At 61.2% G+C, this 17794-nt stretch carries 31 protein-coding genes; 23 read left to right on the top strand and 8 right to left on the bottom strand.

Annotation, left to right across the window (positions count from 1 at the left end; all coding sequences use genetic code 11):
• Positions 1–4 precede the first annotated feature (4 nt).
• On the bottom strand, positions 5–439 hold the full coding sequence (locus BG83_RS28425; protein WP_080693762.1) for a toxin co-regulated pilus biosynthesis Q family protein: 435 nt from the start codon (positions 437–439) through the stop codon (positions 5–7).
• Between the two features lie 206 nt (positions 440–645).
• On the opposite strand from BG83_RS28425, the gene BG83_RS30100 reads away from it, so the two are divergent.
• The 3 genes from BG83_RS30100 to BG83_RS29505 all read left to right on the top strand — a co-directional run bounded on the left by BG83_RS30100 (position 646) and on the right by BG83_RS29505 (position 2957).
• Entirely contained in the window at positions 646–1326 is a 681-nt protein-coding gene (locus BG83_RS30100; RefSeq protein ID WP_327204882.1) for a lytic transglycosylase domain-containing protein, read from the top strand.
• 106 nt (positions 1327–1432) lie between these two features.
• A complete protein-coding gene (locus BG83_RS28235) occupies positions 1433–2101 on the top strand; it encodes a hypothetical protein (RefSeq protein ID WP_051541605.1) in 669 nt (222 codons plus the stop codon).
• A gap of 1 nt (position 2102) precedes the next feature.
• A complete protein-coding gene (locus tag BG83_RS29505; protein ID WP_152543774.1) occupies positions 2103–2957 on the top strand; it encodes a hypothetical protein in 855 nt (284 codons plus the stop codon).
• A gap of 294 nt (positions 2958–3251) precedes the next feature.
• On the opposite strand, the gene BG83_RS0127090 is transcribed toward BG83_RS29505, so the two are convergent.
• From BG83_RS0127090 to BG83_RS28420, 5 genes are all read right to left on the bottom strand, one after another.
• Positions 3252–3548: an H-NS family nucleoid-associated regulatory protein gene (locus BG83_RS0127090; protein WP_024979682.1), complete on the bottom strand. Its 297-nt coding sequence runs from the start codon at positions 3546–3548 to the stop codon at positions 3252–3254.
• Positions 3549–3588: 40 nt separating this feature from the next.
• The gene (locus BG83_RS0127085) at positions 3589–4134 is read right to left on the bottom strand and encodes a hypothetical protein (protein ID WP_024979681.1); all 546 of its coding nucleotides are present in this window, start codon (positions 4132–4134) and stop codon (positions 3589–3591) included.
• A gap of 257 nt (positions 4135–4391) precedes the next feature.
• Positions 4392–4820, bottom strand: a complete 429-nt coding sequence (locus BG83_RS0127080) for a hypothetical protein (protein WP_024979680.1) — start codon at positions 4818–4820, stop codon at positions 4392–4394.
• Positions 4817–5041, bottom strand: coding sequence for a hypothetical protein (locus tag BG83_RS0127075; protein WP_152543772.1), 225 nt, complete (start codon positions 5039–5041; stop codon positions 4817–4819). The genes BG83_RS0127080 and BG83_RS0127075 overlap by 4 nt, the downstream gene beginning before the upstream one ends.
• A 46-nt stretch (positions 5042–5087) precedes the next feature.
• Entirely contained in the window at positions 5088–5852 is a 765-nt protein-coding gene (locus BG83_RS28420; RefSeq protein WP_024979678.1) for a hypothetical protein, read from the bottom strand.
• Between the two features lie 1110 nt (positions 5853–6962).
• Here BG83_RS28420 and BG83_RS29775 point away from each other — a divergent pair.
• The 15 genes from BG83_RS29775 to BG83_RS0126990 all read left to right on the top strand — a co-directional run bounded on the left by BG83_RS29775 (position 6963) and on the right by BG83_RS0126990 (position 14347).
• Positions 6963–7130, top strand: a complete 168-nt coding sequence (locus tag BG83_RS29775; RefSeq protein WP_200869072.1) for a hypothetical protein — start codon at positions 6963–6965, stop codon at positions 7128–7130.
• Between the two features lie 184 nt (positions 7131–7314).
• Positions 7315–7479: a hypothetical protein gene (locus BG83_RS29610; protein ID WP_160169404.1), complete on the top strand. Its 165-nt coding sequence runs from the start codon at positions 7315–7317 to the stop codon at positions 7477–7479.
• Entirely contained in the window at positions 7451–7861 is a 411-nt protein-coding gene (locus tag BG83_RS0127055) for a hypothetical protein (protein WP_160169403.1), read from the top strand. The genes BG83_RS29610 and BG83_RS0127055 overlap by 29 nt, the downstream gene beginning before the upstream one ends.
• A 428-nt stretch (positions 7862–8289) precedes the next feature.
• Entirely contained in the window at positions 8290–8637 is a 348-nt protein-coding gene (locus BG83_RS0127045; RefSeq protein ID WP_024979675.1) for a hypothetical protein, read from the top strand.
• A gap of 54 nt (positions 8638–8691) precedes the next feature.
• The gene (locus BG83_RS0127040) at positions 8692–8934 is read left to right on the top strand and encodes a hypothetical protein (protein WP_024979674.1); all 243 of its coding nucleotides are present in this window, start codon (positions 8692–8694) and stop codon (positions 8932–8934) included.
• Positions 8935–8966: 32 nt separating this feature from the next.
• The gene (locus tag BG83_RS0127035; protein ID WP_024979673.1) at positions 8967–9353 is read left to right on the top strand and encodes a hypothetical protein; all 387 of its coding nucleotides are present in this window, start codon (positions 8967–8969) and stop codon (positions 9351–9353) included.
• Between the two features lie 9 nt (positions 9354–9362).
• Positions 9363–9773, top strand: coding sequence for a hypothetical protein (locus BG83_RS0127030; RefSeq protein ID WP_024979672.1), 411 nt, complete (start codon positions 9363–9365; stop codon positions 9771–9773).
• 22 nt (positions 9774–9795) lie between these two features.
• The gene (locus tag BG83_RS28225; protein ID WP_024979671.1) at positions 9796–10446 is read left to right on the top strand and encodes a hypothetical protein; all 651 of its coding nucleotides are present in this window, start codon (positions 9796–9798) and stop codon (positions 10444–10446) included.
• A gap of 15 nt (positions 10447–10461) precedes the next feature.
• Positions 10462–10902, top strand: a complete 441-nt coding sequence (locus BG83_RS0127020) for a hypothetical protein (protein WP_152543771.1) — start codon at positions 10462–10464, stop codon at positions 10900–10902.
• A 15-nt stretch (positions 10903–10917) separates the two neighbouring features.
• Positions 10918–11139, top strand: coding sequence for a hypothetical protein (locus BG83_RS0127015; protein ID WP_024979669.1), 222 nt, complete (start codon positions 10918–10920; stop codon positions 11137–11139).
• A gap of 61 nt (positions 11140–11200) precedes the next feature.
• Positions 11201–11395: a hypothetical protein gene (locus BG83_RS0127010; protein ID WP_024979668.1), complete on the top strand. Its 195-nt coding sequence runs from the start codon at positions 11201–11203 to the stop codon at positions 11393–11395.
• A 6-nt stretch (positions 11396–11401) separates the two neighbouring features.
• A complete protein-coding gene (locus tag BG83_RS0127005; protein ID WP_024979667.1) occupies positions 11402–11800 on the top strand; it encodes a hypothetical protein in 399 nt (132 codons plus the stop codon).
• A gap of 7 nt (positions 11801–11807) precedes the next feature.
• Positions 11808–13079, top strand: coding sequence for a DNA primase (dnaG, locus tag BG83_RS0127000; protein WP_037032600.1), 1272 nt, complete (start codon positions 11808–11810; stop codon positions 13077–13079).
• Between the two features lie 105 nt (positions 13080–13184).
• A complete protein-coding gene (locus tag BG83_RS0126995; RefSeq protein ID WP_024979665.1) occupies positions 13185–13523 on the top strand; it encodes a hypothetical protein in 339 nt (112 codons plus the stop codon).
• 122 nt (positions 13524–13645) lie between these two features.
• Positions 13646–14347 carry an SOS response-associated peptidase gene (locus BG83_RS0126990; protein ID WP_024979664.1) on the top strand — a complete coding sequence of 234 codons (702 nt, stop codon included), beginning with the start codon at positions 13646–13648 and terminating at the stop codon, positions 14345–14347.
• Here BG83_RS0126990 and BG83_RS0126985 read toward each other — a convergent pair.
• Positions 14344–14733: a hypothetical protein gene (locus BG83_RS0126985; protein ID WP_024979663.1), complete on the bottom strand. Its 390-nt coding sequence runs from the start codon at positions 14731–14733 to the stop codon at positions 14344–14346. The genes BG83_RS0126990 and BG83_RS0126985 overlap by 4 nt on opposite strands.
• Before the next feature lie 128 nt (positions 14734–14861).
• On the opposite strand from BG83_RS0126985, the gene BG83_RS29500 reads away from it, so the two are divergent.
• From BG83_RS29500 to BG83_RS0126960, 5 genes are all read left to right on the top strand, one after another.
• On the top strand, positions 14862–15113 hold the full coding sequence (locus BG83_RS29500; protein WP_152543770.1) for a hypothetical protein: 252 nt from the start codon (positions 14862–14864) through the stop codon (positions 15111–15113).
• Positions 15114–15226: 113 nt separating this feature from the next.
• On the top strand, positions 15227–15886 hold the full coding sequence (locus tag BG83_RS0126975) for a site-specific integrase (protein WP_024979661.1): 660 nt from the start codon (positions 15227–15229) through the stop codon (positions 15884–15886).
• Between the two features lie 60 nt (positions 15887–15946).
• On the top strand, positions 15947–16378 hold the full coding sequence (locus tag BG83_RS0126970; protein ID WP_152543769.1) for a hypothetical protein: 432 nt from the start codon (positions 15947–15949) through the stop codon (positions 16376–16378).
• Between the two features lie 9 nt (positions 16379–16387).
• Positions 16388–16585, top strand: a complete 198-nt coding sequence (locus BG83_RS0126965; RefSeq protein WP_024979659.1) for a hypothetical protein — start codon at positions 16388–16390, stop codon at positions 16583–16585.
• Entirely contained in the window at positions 16582–16764 is a 183-nt protein-coding gene (locus tag BG83_RS0126960; protein ID WP_024979658.1) for a hypothetical protein, read from the top strand. Before BG83_RS0126965 ends, BG83_RS0126960 begins: the two co-directional genes overlap by 4 nt.
• A gap of 207 nt (positions 16765–16971) precedes the next feature.
• Here the strand turns inward: BG83_RS0126960 and BG83_RS0126955 are convergent.
• The coding region (locus tag BG83_RS0126955) for a hypothetical protein (protein ID WP_024979657.1) at positions 16972–17794 on the bottom strand (823 nt) is incomplete at its 5' end.

Below are 17794 nucleotides of genomic sequence, written 5' to 3'. Positions count from 1 at the left end.
CTTGTTACTTCGGATCGCAATCCGTGCTGGTCGGCAGCACGCGCAGAACGTTGTTGGTGTAGAAGCACGGATGTGCCGGCAGATCGGTGCTCAGCGTGGTATCGAGAACGTCTTGAACCGCGTCAGTAAACGAGCCGGTGAAGTTGGACGAGGCCACCACGGGAATGTCTTGCCCGACCTCCCAAAAGGTTTTCCAGCCGGCTTGCCGACCCCAGCGCACGAACAGCTTCTGGAACGTCTCGTCGGTAGGCGTGGCCGCCCAAAGCGGGGCGATCACAAGCCCTGTTGCTTGCGCGGGCTCGGCCGCTGCGGGGGCAGCGGCTGACGCAACGTTTTGCGCGGGTGGCGTGGCGGCGGGCGGCCGTGGGCCACCCTCGATAACGAGCGCGGCCTGACTCAATGCAGGGACCAGCGCGAGCACAACCAATAGCTTCCTCATTGCTTTCCTTGTTCGTAAAAGGACACGTTGGCCCGACCCCATGCCGGACAGCGCACTTGCGCGCCGGACCCCACTAAATGCTATCATATAGTACACCAAACGATAGCACTTAGGCGACGGTTTGCATACGTATACGGGTGCGTGTATGACGCCGGGGGCACATCTTTGGGTGAGGTGAGACCTCGGGGAGCCGGCGCGTGAGGGTGGTGACGTTCAAGCAACGACGCACCACGCCGAAGAGCGGTAACGGCATTTCGTTGTCGTTTCTGAACATCTGCCCCCTATCAGTAGGGGTTGGCGCGCATCACGTCGGCCGACACCATCTCGGCGCAAAGGCAATGAGGCAACACATGCAATTCAACGGAAGGGAACTGGAGAGCACGCACGGCCAGGCGGCACAGCACGCAAAGTCGCGGAGAAGAGGGGGTGCGTTCGCCGCGTTGCTCTTACTGGCAGCGGCACTGGTCACGCGCACCGCGTGGGCTGACTGCTTGGACGATGCTGCGAACTACTGGGGCGTCCCCCCTATTCTTGCGCGTGCCGTCGCACAGCAGGAGTCGCAGATGCGCGCCAACGCGATCGGAAAGAACACGAACGGTTCGCGCGACATTGGCCTCATGCAAATCAACTCGTCGTGGCTTCCTACGCTGCGGCGCTATGGCATCACAGAGGCAGACCTGTTCGATGGATGCAAGAACGCGTACATCGGCAACTGGATCATCGCGCAGAACATTGCGCACCACGGCTACAACTGGACCGCGATCGGGGCATACAACGCCGTCAGCCCTGAGAAGCGGGATGCCTACGCGCGCAAGATATACAAACAGCTCATGCGGCTTCAGGGCAACGTTGCGCCATCCGCACCAAGTCCGCTCGCAGCCGAGTGAACAGCGCACAGCAGGCCCCATCGGGGCCTTTTTCACATCCATCGCTTTCTTGACACCGTTTATATAAACGGTAGAATCAAGCCACCATCAAACCTTCCTGTGCCACATGATGCGAGCATTCAACTTCACCACGTGCGCGATTGCCTTGCTGGCGCTTACTGCGTGCGGAAACAACACGGCTGATACCCAACAAGCTCCAGCTCGGCAGAGTGCCAGTGCGCAAAACGCGACCGGCCCCGAGTTCGCCGCCTATGTCTCGACACTCCAGCTTGCGCAAGATCGTCACGATCAGGAGTTGGTCGACGTGGCGCGCAAGCACCTCATCAACGCGGTGGCGGCTGGCGATGTAGACGCCGGACGCCGCCTACTCGATGAGAGCGACCCGGTATCGCACCTTGTGTGGGAAGGCACTGCGCCTGGCGTGATCGCGCTCGCGGACAAGCTCATCGGCCAGAAGACGCCACAAGCGCGGGTCTATCTGCGCTTGGCTGGCAATCTCGTCAGCGCAGGCCTCTACGTGCCACGCAACTACGATCGTGCGACGCTGTATTACGCGGGCTCCTGGGCGGCAGGAGAGGGCGCTTCCGCAGCGCTGACGGCCAGCACCTACTACGCTGCGCACGACCTCGTGAACGCCTACCTGTGGACGTTACGATGCACCCAAGGATGCGGGAGGCTTCCGGCATCCACCAACGAGCTGGAAGACAGCCTCGATGCACCGACGATGAAGCTGATTCAGAGCAAGGCGAATGATCCGACTGTGATGGGGCTCTGACATGAAGCGAACGATCCTGGCAGCGGTCTGTGCGGTGATGCTGGCCTCCACGTCAACGGCTGAGGCTGGCCGCAGCTCCGGTGGCTTCAGTGGTGGCAGTGGCCGATCCAGCGCGATTGCAGGCGGCTCTTCGCGATCAAGCGGGGCATCCGGCTATTCGTCCTCTGGCGGCTATCGTGGGTCAGCCGCCACTGGCCTGCGTTCATCCAACGGTGCGCGCCGCGTCGAAGGCACAGCGCGCGGTGGGTATCGAGTATCTGAAGATGGGGCCAAGGAACGGGTAACGGTTGGCCAGACAACTGCGAACCGGCTGTACGCGTCCCGTGTTGCCGGCACGGCCGTGCCGCCAGTAACAGGCGCGGCTCCCAACACACTGCGACCCTCCCCGCAGCTTCAAGCGCGTATCGAACGAGAGCAGCAGAGAAACGGGCCTGGCTGGCTGGGGACGGCGGCCCTTGTATGGCTCTTCAGTCAGCACGACATATCGCCAAGCGACCGGACGTGGATTTCGTCGCAGCTTGAGCAGCAAGCGGCTGTAACCGACAACACGAGCGCCTATCGCACGGCCAAGAAGCTGACGTTTGCTTACGAGGGGTTGCCCAGCCAGGCTGTCGTTGGTGAACAGATCGAGATGGCAGTAACTGCCGTCGACGCGAGCAAGCACAAACAGGCGCTATCGTGCTCAATCATCGGGCCTGGCTCGGACACCTCCGCCACAAGCACACCGATGGACAGCGGCACGTTGGTGGCCTGGCAGCCGCGCGCTGAAGGCACTGCCTTCCTTCAATGCGACGGGCTGTACGAAGGCGAGCGCAAAGCGATTCAGGTCGTACAGCGAAAGGACAAGACACTGTGACGGAAGCCACAAAGGCCCTGGTGGTCTGCACCACAAGCTACGATCGCCGCAAAGGGGGGAGCACAACCCACGCTTGCCCGGAGGATTCGATGGTCGCGCTGTGCGGAACGCACACGCGGGAATGCACGTGGCAGACCCTGGCGGAGAAAGGGCAGGTGTCCTGCAAACGGTGCACGGCCATCATCGCGCGGCGCGACGCCGAAACGAAGCCACACAGCCAGTAAGCGGAAGGCCCGCCACAAAAAGGAAACGCCGGCAATTGCCGGCGTTTTTACTTCTGCGTCCCCGTTGCTCTTATTCCTTGTCGATCAAGAAGCGATTCAGTTGTTTGCCGACGAGCCAGGCCGGCGTGCGGCCACGGCCGGACCACGTTGCCCCAGTTTTCGGATCACGGTACTTCGGCGGCACAACGTTGCCCTTGGTGGATTTGCCGCCACGACGACGGCCAACAATGTCCTCCACCGTCAGGCCCGCGTCATCCATGATGCGGCGAATCTGCGCCAGCGCGCTATCCCGCTCCTTCGCCTGGGCCTCCGCAATCTGCGCGTCCAGATTTTCCCTCTGTGCTACCAGTTCTTTGTAGGTCGCCATTGCCTCATGTCCTTGTTTGCGACGTTGGTGGAAAGCTCAATCAACCCTTCGCCTTCTTGAGAAAAGCGTCAATCTCTTCAAACATCGCGGTCGTACCCTTGTAGACGCGTGTGGTGGCCACCGATGTATCGAAGTACCGCATGAATCGTTGTGCGGCCTGCCATGGCAGATGCCGTGCGATATCGTACTTCTTCGCCAGCTCGATATTTTCAACGCCGTCGACCAGTACGCTCCGTGCCAGCTCGATCGAATGTTCCTCCTGCTCGGTGAGCTTGGCGGTGGCATTGAACTGCTTTTTCGTGAGCATGCGCCGACCCTTGTGACGGTCCACGATTGCGTCAATCGCGGCAAACATCTCGGGCGAGCCCTCGTAGGTGTACATCTCGTCCGAATCGGCCTCCAACAGCCGCTTGACGGACTGGTAAGCAAACTGCCGGGGCTTCGCCACCTCCTGGGCGGCCTCCGCATAGCCTTTTCCGTCGACCAGCACGGCGCGTGCAATCGCCGCCGCCTGTTCCTTCAGGCGCGATTTCGCCAACAGGGCCTCAAACGCCTCGGGCTTCAGCTTCGGCAGAGTAGTGGGCATGGTAAGTGTCAACATGGTTTCCGTTCCCGCAATTATCCCTCATTGGCGAAACACCGGAGTTAACCCTAAGTCACAATCGAATATCAAAAGCCGATAGTGAAATACCATCCCAGCGGGGACGCTGAGACGGCCGGGGCATTCGCAACTCCTGAGCAAATTATTAGATGAATTCAAAACGTCTATCACATGGGAATTATGCCGCAGGCACTATCCCATGTAAATAGACGAAATGAATTACATACGAGAAAGGAAACCGCTCACTTTGCGGCGCGCGTAAACGTGACCTCGGCAGAGCGGATCACGTCAGGCAATTGGAGCTGCATCTTGGCAAGCACGGCCTGCATAGGCGACCAGTTTCCGCCTTGCTTGCGCGCATTCCATTCGACTTCCAGCGCGGAGCCATCAACGGTGTAGTGCCCGCGATAGCTGTATTCCTGCTTGTTCTTGTCGGTGAAATGCATCTCCGCGCCCTTGCCATCGAGCGTGAGAACGTAGCGGCCGTCCGCTGTCGACGCGACATACTGGCCGAATAGCTTGGACAACTCGCGAGGCCCATCGCCACCAGCCGGCGCAGCGGCCTGCGCAGCAGCTTGTTGGCGCAATGCTGGCTCCAGCCACCATGTGTAGCCGAAGAAGAGGGCGACACCCAGGAGGGCAACAAAGAACAGGCGAATAACGAGTGTCATTGGGCACCAACAGCCGGCTTGGCTACGGCCTGGTCATCACCCTTAGCGCCTTGGCCAAGAAGCTGTGCTTTTGCCTCACGCATGAGCGGCCGGAAAAGGAAGTAGCCGACCATGATAGACAGCGCGCCCAGGCCCGTGATTACGACGGTTGCAACGCCAGGGACCGAAGACGCGCCAAAGCCGATGCCGAAGCCGAACAAAATGCCGCCGACGAGATACATGAAGACGCCAAACGGCAGGCGACGAAGAGACATAGAACCTCCTGAGTTAAGTGTTGGTGGGATCGGGCTCGGAAGCATCGCGCATCACCATGATTTGCTGGCAGGGCAGATGCATCAATTCGCCTTCGAGCTTCTTGGTGCCCCACAGCTTGCGATTGCAAAGCGGGCACACAAAGCGGTATTGGCCCGATGCGGGCTCGGTCTTTTCCACCACCTCGATTTCGAGCGTGGCTACCTCTTCTTCGGTCAAGGCGATTTGCGTCTCTTCCGGCAACTGGTGCATCGTCCGCGACAGCTCCTTGACCGTCACAGGGAAGCGGTCGAGCCATGACAGCGCGAAGGAGTTGGTCAACAGCTTGCGGCAGGCTTCTTCGAACGGCCCGCCCTCGATAACGTACGCGTCGATCTTCTCGCCGGTCATCTTCCCGCCAGGCTTGCCGGTCTTGCTGGGCATGAGGCCGATGCTCTGAAGCTTGTCCCCGTAGTCTTTGTTGGCGTAGCGTCGCCGCCCAGGCTTGCCGTAGTGCGTCTGCCAGGCAAACGCCATCTGCATCACCAGCACCTTCATGCTCTCCTGCAAAGTCTGGACGGCGAAATACTTGGGGTTGAGCGCGATTTCATCGACTTTCTGTGCGCCTTGGCGGTGAACCCATCCTTTTGCCGTGAAATAGCCGGCTGTCATCTTCTGCCGCTGGATCGTCAAAAGCGGAGGGGGCACCTCATCGTCAAACAGCTCGCGGTTGAAGTGGTCGAAAGCCGCTTGAAGTTCGGCGGACATTTCGGCCGTGGGCGTGGTGGATGAGCTAGTCATGATCGCGGGTGGTCTTAGCCTCTCTATTCTAAAACACAGCTTTTAGAACACCAAATATATATTTTTAGTGCTCGAAAATGCTGTGCTTCCGATTGCACGTTACCGGTTATCGGGTGCGCGAGCTGATTGTTTAGGCTGTGGCCGTTTATTCCCCCAATCAGAAGGGGGATGCTTCGGCCGCGCACCCCCGGCACCCCTGCCATGAGGCAATCAATTGCGCTACGGAGCGGCTAGCAGGGTCTACGGGCGTGTTTGAGCCCTATGGACCCCCTTCCTTGCAAGCTATTGGGCGGTGATGATGCGGAAAGCGGTTTGGGCTGGATCGCACGCGAGCCCGGCTGAGCACCTGGCCGGGGTTTTGGCCAGGTGCGATTTGTCCGGGTCTTGCGCCCGATAGGGGCACGGCGGTTACGCCGTGCGGTCGGCCGGCTTGCCGGTCGAGCCGCTTAGACCAGACCTTGCACTGGCTGTGTGGAAGCGCGGTGTCTTCGTGTGAAGGGGGTTAGCCCGAAGGGCTCTCGATAGAGCGGGCAAAGCCCGCGACAGGCCGACGCGAAGCGGCGGGGCGAAGCGACGAAGGAGCGCAGGGTAGGCGGTCTTTTGGTCGGAAAAGGGAGCGCGCGTTGAGTTATCCACAGGCGGCGGCCCTCTTGTTACCTGTAGATCACTTGAAAGACTACTTGGAAAATCCTACTTGCTCTGACAAGCACAGGGCGGAAACCCGCATGGGGTAAGGCTCGCTACCGATTGCACGTCAGATTTGCGCTACCGATTGCACGTTAACCGGCTACCGATTGCACGTTTTCACGCTGCCGATTGCACGCGCACAGGAAGTCACATTTCCGCCGGATCGCCGTAGGGGCTTGGCCTGGCCGTTTTCTACCGATTGCACGTTGATAAGTCGGCTTATCCACAGGGATGCCCACTGGCAGTGGCCATAGCGTCGGCCTGGCCTGGCAACCCGCCACCAAGGCCGCCGAAGACGCGGGCCGCTCAGCCGGCAGAAGAAAAAACGGGCCGCATCTGCCGGCAATTCCTGAAATCTAAACCGCAGCTCTATACGGAATATCCAACTGCAATCCCGCAGGGGGTATCACTACCGGAGCTGCCATGCTTTTCATTGCATTCATCCTGGCCGTTGTTCTGACGGCTATTGCCTACTACAAGCGCCACAACCTCATTCTTTGGGTCGGCGTCGCTATCGCCTGGGGCTCGCTTGCGCGGGAATGGGCGGGCGAGCTGCTGCGCCAGGCCAGCCTCTGGCTGTTCGGCGCATAACTCGCGGCGAGTCTGGCGGCACGCCTGCCTGTCGGCGTGCCGCCAGAATTGCGGTGCAAAATAAAGAGCGTCGCGTCAATGCCGTTACTGCACCAGAACTAACAAAATACCTTGACACCGTTTATATAAACGGTATTATGCTGTTATGCCCTTCACAAGCTGCAACAGGAAATGAGAAGACGCCATGACTGAAAAAGAACAGAAGGAAATGACCCGCCTGGGCCGCTTGTGGGCCACCGGGAAAGCAACCACGCGGCAGATGCTGCGCCACACCGAGTTGGCCAGGAGGAGTGCGGCGAAGCATGTTGGCGCGGTCGACCATGCAGGAAAGCGCCATGCGGACGTGTGACTGTTGCAACAATGACTTCGTGGGCGAGCCCGGCCGTACCACGTGCGGGCGCTGCGAAAGTTTCAACGCGCGCCTGGAAGAAGAACGCCAGGCCGAAGAGGCGTGTGAGCGCCGCCGCCGCGAGCTGTCGCCGGAATACGCGCGCAGGCAGTCTCTTTGCGAAGAGGGCATAGCCGTGTACCAAGTCGGCAACATCTACGACACGGATGCGGAAGGCAAACCGATTCCAGAAGGCGACCGCGACAAATGGTTTGTGGCCGCGCCAGCGAATTCTCCCTACGGGCCGTTGGTGCCTGCGATCCCGCTGGCCGCGACGGAGGAAGAGGCATGGGAACTTGCCCACCAGCACCTGTCCACCGGCACATCCGCTGGCGATCATTAGAAGAGGAACCTCGTCCATGCGAAGGAAAACTTGCGTACTGCTGCTGGCCGCCCTGTCATCGTTCCCTTGCTTCGCACAGGTTGCGCCCGGTGTTGTTGGCATGGTCCCGCCGATGACGGACGCAGAGGCGGCCTCTGCACCGAAAGCCCGCGTCTTGCTTATCCACCAATTCAGGTGGGCCACCTTGTGGGACTACGGTACGCATGCGGTCCCCCAAGATGCTTTTGCTGACCCGGACGCTTGCGAGCAGGCGGCGCAGCGCCTTGAGAGCTGGAACAAGAATAGGCCACCGGAAAATTCTCGTTATTTCTGTCGCGCCGCCGAAACGACAAGCGAACAGTCTTGGGGCGATGCAATGGTGGCCACGCGCACCGTCATGGCCGCACGTGTGGCCGCAGCCGCGAAAACCGCCACTCAGAACTAGGATCATGTCATCTCGAAAACTCACGATCGCGGCCGTCGTCATTGCACTACTGGCCGGCGTCTATGGTGCCGGCCTGATGGTTGGCCGCATCTCCGGGACGAGGGCCGCCAGCAAAGCCCTCGACCGCCTGCAACTTATTTGGCCGTCGTTCATGACCATGCCGATGAATGACCGGGCGTTGATCGTTGTGCTCGCGATGAGCTGCCGTCTTGAAGACCGCCAGGCCAAGGCCAGTGAAGTCATTGCCTGCTTGCGCGAGGCCGCGTCCGATCCGCATACATTGCTGCCGAACGGCGAGCGTAGGGCAGACGTTCCCGCGCGACTAGAGCAACTGCTTCCTCCCACGATCTAGCGCGCGAGCCGCGTACCGCGCCGGCCGGTCGCCGGCATCACAGATAGGTGCAACATGGAATCGCAACAACCGAGCATCGCAGCCGTGCAAGCACTGGACGGCAGGAACTTCGCCATGCTGAGCGATGCAGAGCGCCAGGTTCTGAATTTCTTCCTCGACCAAGGGCGCAAGCACAACGTCAAGGTGGAGATTGTCAGCGACGTTGACCCGGCCATACTCGAACGGGCCAGCCGCGAACAGGCGGCCGAGATTCTGGCACGTGCCAACAGCCACGTGAAAGTCACGACTCACGCCTGACGCTGTGTACACACACCCATCCAAGGAACGCCATGCCGCATCCCTGGCAACGTAAAGAAATCGGCCGCCGCCTGTATGCCGGCTCCCTCATTGAGAAGCGCAACACTGCGCTTCAGCTCGCCAAGCGAGTCAGTGCCGTGCGCGTGGAAGACAGCCGTGCAGCGCACCTCGTAGGCCACGCCCGCGTAACGACGGTTCAGCAGTACTGCGAAGACGACCAACGCGCCACCAGTCAGATCGACGGCGGACGTGAACCGTACTTGCTCGTGGAAGACCCGTATAACCCCGGCGAGCTGCGCCCTGTCGAGATTTACGATCGGCGCGTTGATGCCGTGGAGCCGAGAACCGGGCTGTGTTGGATTCATCTGTCGCGCGGTGACGCCCTGGTGAAGCCGGACACGTTGGTCTACTGGAAGTAGGGGGCGCGCGTGAACAGCGACCTGAAGATGCTGGCGGATTGGCCCCTTGGAACACTGTTGGCCATCGTGCTTGTGCTGGCGGCCAGCTTGATCGGCGTCATGATCCTCCGGGGCGTGTACATCGTTGGCGATTCGTGGTGGCTGCCTGCTCACAGCGCGCAAGCGCGCGTTGTGAGCAAACGATATACGCCACCGGAACTCAAGACGCTGCTGATCTATAACGCGTCGCTCAAGGCATCGCTGCCACAGCCTTATGTTGAGTCGGCGGCCTGGTCGCTGACCCTGGAGGTCGACAAGGAACAGGCTATCGCGCGTGTCGATGAGCCCGTATTCAACGCATCGCCCGTGGGCAGCATCAAGCAGATCATTTACGTGCGCGGCCGTTTCTCGCGCCGCGTCTACATTCGAAGCGTTGTCTAAACGCAGACCAAAGGAAAACGCAATGAGCACGTGGGTCAAGGGGCACGATGGAAAGGGCACTCAAAGCACGGTTCTGCTTACCGACTTGATTGGCCCTCTGGCGGGAATGATGTGCGTGGTCATCTTGCTCAAAAGCAAAACGCCCGCCGAGCTATGTTTTGGCATTGCTTTCGCCGTTTGCTTGGGCATCGCTGGATTCGGCCGATGGGCATTCCTGCGTGCGGAGAAGGAGCGCGGTCGCACCGAAGCCATGCAGCAACAGTTGGCTGACAGGGATCGTCTCATTGCGAAGTGGAAAGTACGTGCTGAGACGGCGGAGCGCGCAGCGCATGAACTGGTTGAAGAGACTCGCTACACCCTCGGGGCTGCCGCCGAAGTTCTGTCAAAAAGCGACAAGGCAGCAGGCGATGCGCTGGCAAAGATTGCACATGTTCTTCCCTATGTCCTCTCAGGCCGCCGACATTGGGATGACTACCTTTCCGAGACGGACGCGGCGAGCGTAAGGGCGACAGCGCAAGCGATTTCACGCGCGCATGGATTTGAGCTGCCGAGTCACCCGACTGAGGCCGTCAAAAGCCTGCTTGAGCTGGCGATGATGTTGCTTGTCCCGTCCTACTCGCTCCCTGTCGAGGGCTTAAGAATCCGCTATCCCTTGAAAGGGGACGAGAGTTAGCCGGACGGAAAGCGCTTGATCCTTGCCGCTGCACTGCGGCGGCAACCGTCAAGGGCTCTCAATGGGAAAACGATGATGAACACGATGAAAGTAGTGGTTGCGCTCGCGTTGGCGGCTGCGACCGTGCATGTGCTCGCTGACACAACTGGCACCGCAACCGAGGTGCCGGCGCAGGCCAAAACCGTGTATGGGTGGACGTGCAAAACGGCATCCGGGGAGGTCGTTCGCGAAGGCATGCACTCGGTTCCATTCCACGTCGGCCAGGTCGTGGAATCGACGGTCGAGCCGCATGGGAAGGGCATTGGGATCAAGGAGGCGGGCGCATGCAGCCAAATTCGGTTTGATCTGGACGACGGCAGACAAGCGATGTGCGAGCCGATCGGTATTCCGGTCGCACATGCCCTGGTCGGTGGGTGGAAGTACGCGCCCGTCGACAAATCGAAGTGCAAGGCGTGAGGCCAGGGAAGAACGATGCGTGATGTGAAACCTCTGCGCGCGGGGCAGTACATCGCGAAGTGCCGACAGAAGACGTTGCTCGCCGCCGTGGTGGCCGGCCACTCGCGGGTCTGGCCGCAGGCCGATGTAACGGTCCAAGAAGGATGGGCACGGTTCTACAAAGACGGCAAAGAGGTGTGGTCATGCAATCCGCTGTATGCAGCGGCCCACTTCGATATCGAGAAGGTCAAGAAGTAGCAGGCACAGCGGTGCTACGGGTGCCGCGAACGCGGCCATCACCCACATCAACGAGGAAACCATGACCACCCAGGAAGCCAACACACAACCGGTTGCCGACGCCACGACGATGCGCATCATGAATTGCACCGTGACGTGCCCGCATTGCGAGGAAGAGGAAGGCGGCTGGCTGATAGACCCGCGCGGCGGTGAGCACAAGTGCGAATCCTGCGGCGGCGTGTACCGCGTGCCGGAGAACGTAAGTCTGCGGTTCTAACGCGCCATGCCCTCCATCGTCTCGGCGCACTTTAAGCTGCACAAGCCCTGCAAGAATTGCCCTTTCCGCAAGGTGGGCGCGATCGAGCTGGCCCCTGGTCGCTTTGAGGGCATCGTCAAGCAGCTCGTGGAAGACGATCACAGCACGTTCCTGTGCCACGAGACCGTGCACAACGAACGCAGCGGCGGGGACTGGAGCGACGAGGGCGAGTATTCCGCGACCGGGCGCGAGAGCATGTGTGCCGGCGCGATGATCCTGCTGGAAAAGCTGGGCCGGCCGACCGTCGCCATGCGCCTCGGGCGCGTGCTCGGTGAGTACGACCCCGCGCGCCTCGAAGCCTCGTTTGAGGCCGTCATCGAGCCGCCAACCCCCGATAATCAATCGCCGCAGCGCGGCAGCAAGTAGGTAGAGCATGGGCATCCGGTTTGAAGCCAGTTTTCTGGATGAGATTCGCAGCAAGGTCGATCTGGTCGACCTGATCGGACGTGAAGTGCAGCTCAAGCGCGCCGGCCAGACCTTCGCGGCGTGCTGCCCGTTCCACGAAGAAAAAACGCCGTCCTTCAACGTGTCGCCCACGCGGAACACCTACCGCTGCTGGGGTTGCGGTGCCAGCGGCAACGCGATCGACTGGATGCGCAAGCGGCATCACATGACGTTTCCGGAAGCGGTCGAGCACCTGGCCAGCGTGTGCGGCCTGCCGCTGCCCAAGGCCCCGCAGGACACCCCGGAGGACGCCGCACGGCGCAAGCACCTGGCCGAGCTGTATCAGGCACTCAGGACGGCAGCGCGGGCCTTCTCGCGCGGGCTCGATCGGAGCACGGCGGGCCGCGCCTATCTGGAAACCACGCGGGGCCTCAGCGCCGAGACCATTGCGCGCTACGACCTGGGCGTGGTGGAAAAGGGCGTAGTGGGCTTCATGGAAAGCACGGTCGGCCGCGCCGCGCTGATCGCTAGCGGCCTGGCCGCCGAGCGTGCGGACGGCAGCCTCTATGACCGCTTCCGGTATCGCGTCATGTTCCCCATCCACAACGAGGCGGGCACGCTGATCGGCTTCGCCGGCCGCTCGATGCTGGAGAAGCCCGACAAGACGCCCAAGTACCTCAATAGCCCGGAAACCGAGCTGTTTCACAAGGGCCGCGAACTGTACGGCCTGCACCTGGCCAAGCAAGCCATCCGTGCCAGCGGCGTCGGCGTCGTGGTGGAGGGCTATTTCGACGTGATTGGCCTGGGCCAAGCCGGGGAGGATCGCGCCGTGGCCCCGATGGGGACGGCCATGACGGGCACGCAGATTCGCCGGCTGCTCGCGCACGCGGACACCATCGTCTTCGCCTTTGACGGCGATGCGGCCGGCACCAAGGCCGCGCTGAGTGCGGCCACCGTCCTGCTGGAAGAGATGCGCGACGGCAAGGCCGCCAAGTTCCTCTTCCTGCCCGAAGGCAAAGACCCGGATGAGTTCGTGCGCGCCTACGGCATCGACGCCTGGCGCGATGCGCTCAACACGGGCATGCCGCTGAGCACTTTTCTGGTTGGCCACGTTACGCAGGGCATGGACCGCAGCCTGGTAGAGAGCCAGGTGGCGGCCGTCGCACGGGCGCGCGAGCTGCTGGCGCGCATCCAGCACGCCGAGACGTTCCGCCGCGCGCTGGAGCTGAAGCTGTCGGAAGCGATCGGCCTGGCTGTTTGACGGTGGGAACGGCACTGCCTGTGCCGCAACGGGCACACGAGTCGGCCAAGCATTGACCGCTCGATATGCGGAATGGATACTGTACAAATATACAGGCATCCAGCAATGCAGAATCCCGAGCGGAAGCGCTACCCGCCACTCACCCAGGCCGAAATCCGGGCCATCTACGCCGAGAACCCAACGCGGGGCGTCCGCCGTCTCGTGTGGGAAATTTATTGCCTCCACGTCGTGATGAAGACCGCTGGCGCGGTGATCCGTGCGCGCCGCCTCAAAGACCAGCTCATTCCTGGCGGCTTTGACTACGTGCTGGACGAGCTGGCCCGTGTGTTGGAGGGGGAGGTGGCGTTGCAGGAGAACCTACCTTCACTGCACATCATTCACGAGAAACGCCGGTTCCGTTACAGCACCAAGAAGCGCAACCAGCGGGTGTTCCGCCGCGATTAGCGCGCCGGCACCATCAGCGAAACGCGTCACGCCCCCGCAACTGGTTGGCGCTATGCTGTGCCGGCTTTTGGCATCCGCCAGAGAGACGCCGCACCCCTTCGCCAAAAACGGGAGCATGCGCAATGTGCAACAACTACAAGCCGTCAGAAATCGACCGCATCCACAGCGTCTATCGCATAGACGTTGCTGGCGTGGGCGACTATCCCCGCGAGACCTGGCCGGACTATGCTGCGCCGATTGTTCGCCAACGCGCCGATGGCGTGCGCGAATGCGTAGTTGCAAACTTCGGCTTTGTGCCGAAGCGCCGGTTGCCACCCGGCAAGAGCTTCGACACGACCAACGCCCGTTCAGAGACAGTCGGGCAGAAGCCGACGTTTGCCAAATATTGGCGCGCGGCGCAACTTTGCCTCGTTCCAGCCCAGGCACTGTTCGAGCCCAACTATGAGGCCGACCCGAAGAAAAGCACGCGCTACCGAATCTGGCTCAAGGACGAGCCTGACTTTGCGATCGCAGGACTATGGCGCTCATGGGATGCACGCGTGGCCGACAGCCTGGCTCCGACCGAGAGCTTCACCATGCTCACGGTGAACGCGGACGAACATCCGCTCATGCGCCGTATGCACGCACCCGGCAAGGAAAAGCGAAGCGTGGTTGTCGTGCCGCGCGACCATTGGGAAGCGTGGTTGTCGTGCCGCGATCCCGAGGTGGCGCGAACGTTTTTGACGCTCTATCCCGCTGAGAGGATGGCCACAGAGCCAGCGCCACGCACACCGCGTCCCACGAAGCAAGCGCCCAAAGAATCGGCAAGCGGAGGGCTTTTCTAGGCTTTGTAGAGGGTCGTGCGCTGCGGCGTCCGGTGCGCATCGAAGCCACGTGGCGTCAGGTCAAGCATCAGGTCACTGAAGACCTCGATCATGGCGTCGTTCACCTGTACGTGCACGATCGGGAAGTGCACTTCGCCATCCTCGATCGCCTGGCGGTAAGCCGCCGCCGCATCGCGGCAACCTGATGCATCGAACATCGTCACGGTGAGGTAGGGAGCCGTGACGCCGGCAGGCGTCGCGGTGGCCCGTAGGAATATCTGCACATTCACGATGACGTGGCCAGGTGGGAGGATTCCATTCGCCTGTAGATGGGCAGCCAAGGTGTCGCCACCACGGGTGTTCTGCGCGTACGCCGCGCCGCTCCAATCGTCGTCCATTGTCGTCATGCCGCCTCCTGCTTCTCGATACCAGCATGCCACAGTGGCAAACCAGAGCCGCCTAACCGCTTTCCCCACCAGCTTGCGATGCCCAGCTTCGTTCGAGTACCGTAAATGCTCAGCCGCGTGGAGTGTTTATGGACTACTACCTCAACAATTGCCGATTCTGTGAAAGCTCCGACATTGGTGTAGAGCTTCGCTCCGATGGACTGCTCGTGAACGATGCAGAACAACGCCATCCAGGCCGCTATCTGGCCTTCTCCGCGATCTGCAATCGCTGCGGGGCGCGAGGCCCTATCGTGAAGGTCGAAGAAGGCTATACCCCCGTCAGCAGACACTTTGCTGTGGAGACGGCGGCAACCCTGTGGAACGGGGAGTCACTTGACTAGCGGGCGAGCTTTTCCGAGGACAGCCCAAACCATGCGGACGTAGGGTGGCATCCGCCTAATGCCTCATGCATACTTCCTCGTAATGCGTTCAATAGAGAGTGCGTTACAGGAATATGCCAAAGCCCCCAGTCATTGAGGAAAACCAAGTACGGCATGCAGTGAAGGTCGCAGCCGTTACAGGGCAAAACAGTGTGCGCGATGTTGCGCTTCTGCTTGTGGCCTACGGTACGGGACTGACCCCAAACGAGATTGCCAAACTACTGGTATCTGACTTCCTGAAGCCCAACGGCGACGTTCTGATTGAGTCGACCGTAAGGGCTGAGATTGCCTTCAATGGCAAGGCGCGCTCGCTGTTGTGGGCGAGCCCAAAGGTGCGGGCCGCCGTCGAGCAGTACATGGCACATCGCCTATCTGCTGGGCACGGAATCACAACAAGCCCTGCGGCCTATCGCGGGTTGGACCCTGACAGCCCCATTTTCCTGACCGGCGAGGGCGAACCGTTCAAGTTCACACGCCGCCATACGCCGGCAGGGGCCGTCAGCTACTCGTGCGAGTCGTTGACAGAAATCTTCCGCCGTCTGCATCAGCAAGCCGGCATCACGAATGGCAACGCCAGCGCGGCACGTCGGACATTCGCGGTGATGCTGCACCGGCAGGGGGGCAACCTCAAGATCATCCAAGAGCTGATTGGAGTTTCGAGCCTTTCTGCCGTTAAGAGACTGGTCGAAGGCGACCCGGTGCGCCTAGCGTCCATTGTGAGCGGAGTTATTTGAGTGGTTCGACTTGACACCGTTTATATAAACGGTATGATTGCATCATCTCGTGCTACTCGCGTGAAGCTGATGCCCCTCCTGAACATTGACCTCCCCAGCCTGGCCACAAGCGTCCTACCGGAAGAGGACCGCCAGGCGTTCGACGCGCTTTCCGTGAGCGAACGCCTGGCCAGGATTGCAACGCGCGCCCGCGCCGTTGGAAATACCACCGCCCACGCTTCAGCGATGAATGCACTCGCTGTCATGGCTGATCCCGCGTATCTCGGCCTTTCCGCCGTACGACTGGCCGTGCAGACGTGCAGCACGCTCGTCAGAATCCCCGCTGACCGGTGCGATTTCTTGATGGCGGCCGTTGCCACACCGAAACCGCAGAACGATGGCTTCACGCAGGTTGCAAAATGGCCTCGGGAAGCGGCCGGGCGGTGGGCTCTTACCGTCACCACACAAGACGTGGCACGTGCGCTGGCCGCAAGGTCGGATCGAAGCAAATAGGGGAACCCGATGAACAGCAAAGCGATGTATGGCGGCATTGACGAGGAAATCAAAGCGGTCCTCGACTCGCCCGAAACAAGCTTCTGGCTGAAGGCAGCGCTCAGCCAGGCGTTGCAGCGTGATTGCGTCGACGCAGCGGCGGATGCAACGCTGCTCTCGAATCTACTGGAACGCCGCTGCGACAAGATGCTCGGGAGGAAGGGATGATGCTCAAGCCTGGCTCGGCCGCGATCTTGACAGCGGCAATCCTTGGGGCGGCGTGCCTGGCCTTCGGGCTATTGGATGCTCACGAACCGGTCAATCCCCTCAGCACCTCCGGCGACTGGCACGCGAATATCGCGTTGCTCGGGGTAGTCGTCCTTTCCGTGCAAAATCTGGCGGTTTAGGTGGGATTTCCCTTTCAGATCAACGGCTTGGGAATTCAGCATTTTCCTGGGCGCTGTCCTTTTCGTGCGAAATCTGGCGGTTTCCCTGCGTCGTGGCGACACGGCTCGGCGCTGCAGGTGCCATATTCACTGCGCAGTAAATAAGCCGGTTTCAGCGAAAGTTGGGCCACCGTCTCACTTCGGAGCGCCGGGCGGAGGCGGACATCATCAGTTTGCCGCATCGGCCAGGCCGAGCCTCGCCCGATATTCAGTCAACAACACCTGCTGGGCTTCGAGTCGGGCGTTGCCCTTGGCCAACTCGCCGGCCAGGCGTTCGCGTTCGGCGCGTTCGGTGGCTAGTTCATCCGCCTGCTGTTGCGCCGCAGATCGCAGCGCATCTCGTTCCGCTTCGGTGCGCGCTTGATCGACGCGCGCTTGGTTCAGGTTGACGCGAGCCTGTTCTGCCTGCGTTTCCAATTCTCGGATGCGTTTGCCCGAGGCGGCAAGTTCCGCGACCAGCCGAGCGCTGTCCTTGTTCAGTTGCGTGATCTCCCCCTGCTTGATGATCAGCGTCTGATTGGCCTGTCGGGCTTCCGCCTGCAGTTGCTGGACCTGCTGCTCATGCCGGCGCGCATCCTGATCGCGCTGTTCCCTGCTGGCATTGCGGAAGTGCTCCAGTGATTGATGAGCGTGCTGTAGCTTGTCCTCCAGCGAGCGCCGAAAACTTTCATGTTCTGCCAACCGGGTGCCGAGGTCCTGGACCTGCTGTGCCGAGCGTTCAGCCTCAATCGCGCGCTGCTGCAGCGCTGTCTGCGTGTCAGCGTGCGCGGCCCGCACGCTGGCGAGTGTGCTCTGCGCCTGTTCCAGTTCGGCGCGAAGTGCGACCACATCCGTGGCCAGCTTGTCGACTTCGGCACGAACGAGCTGGCGCTGGGCCGTGGCGGCCGCCGCCTGCTGATCGACCACCGCCTGCGCTTCTTCATGCAACCGCGCCGCCAATCTGCCCACCAGATCCAGGATGGCGTCGGAGGTCGAGCCAGCGCGGTTCAGC

This window comes from Ralstonia pickettii, assembly GCF_000607165.1.
In the GTDB taxonomy this organism is placed as follows: Bacteria; Pseudomonadota; Gammaproteobacteria; order Burkholderiales; family Burkholderiaceae; genus Ralstonia; species Ralstonia holmesii.
This window is presented reverse-complemented; position numbering and strand designations above follow the sequence as displayed.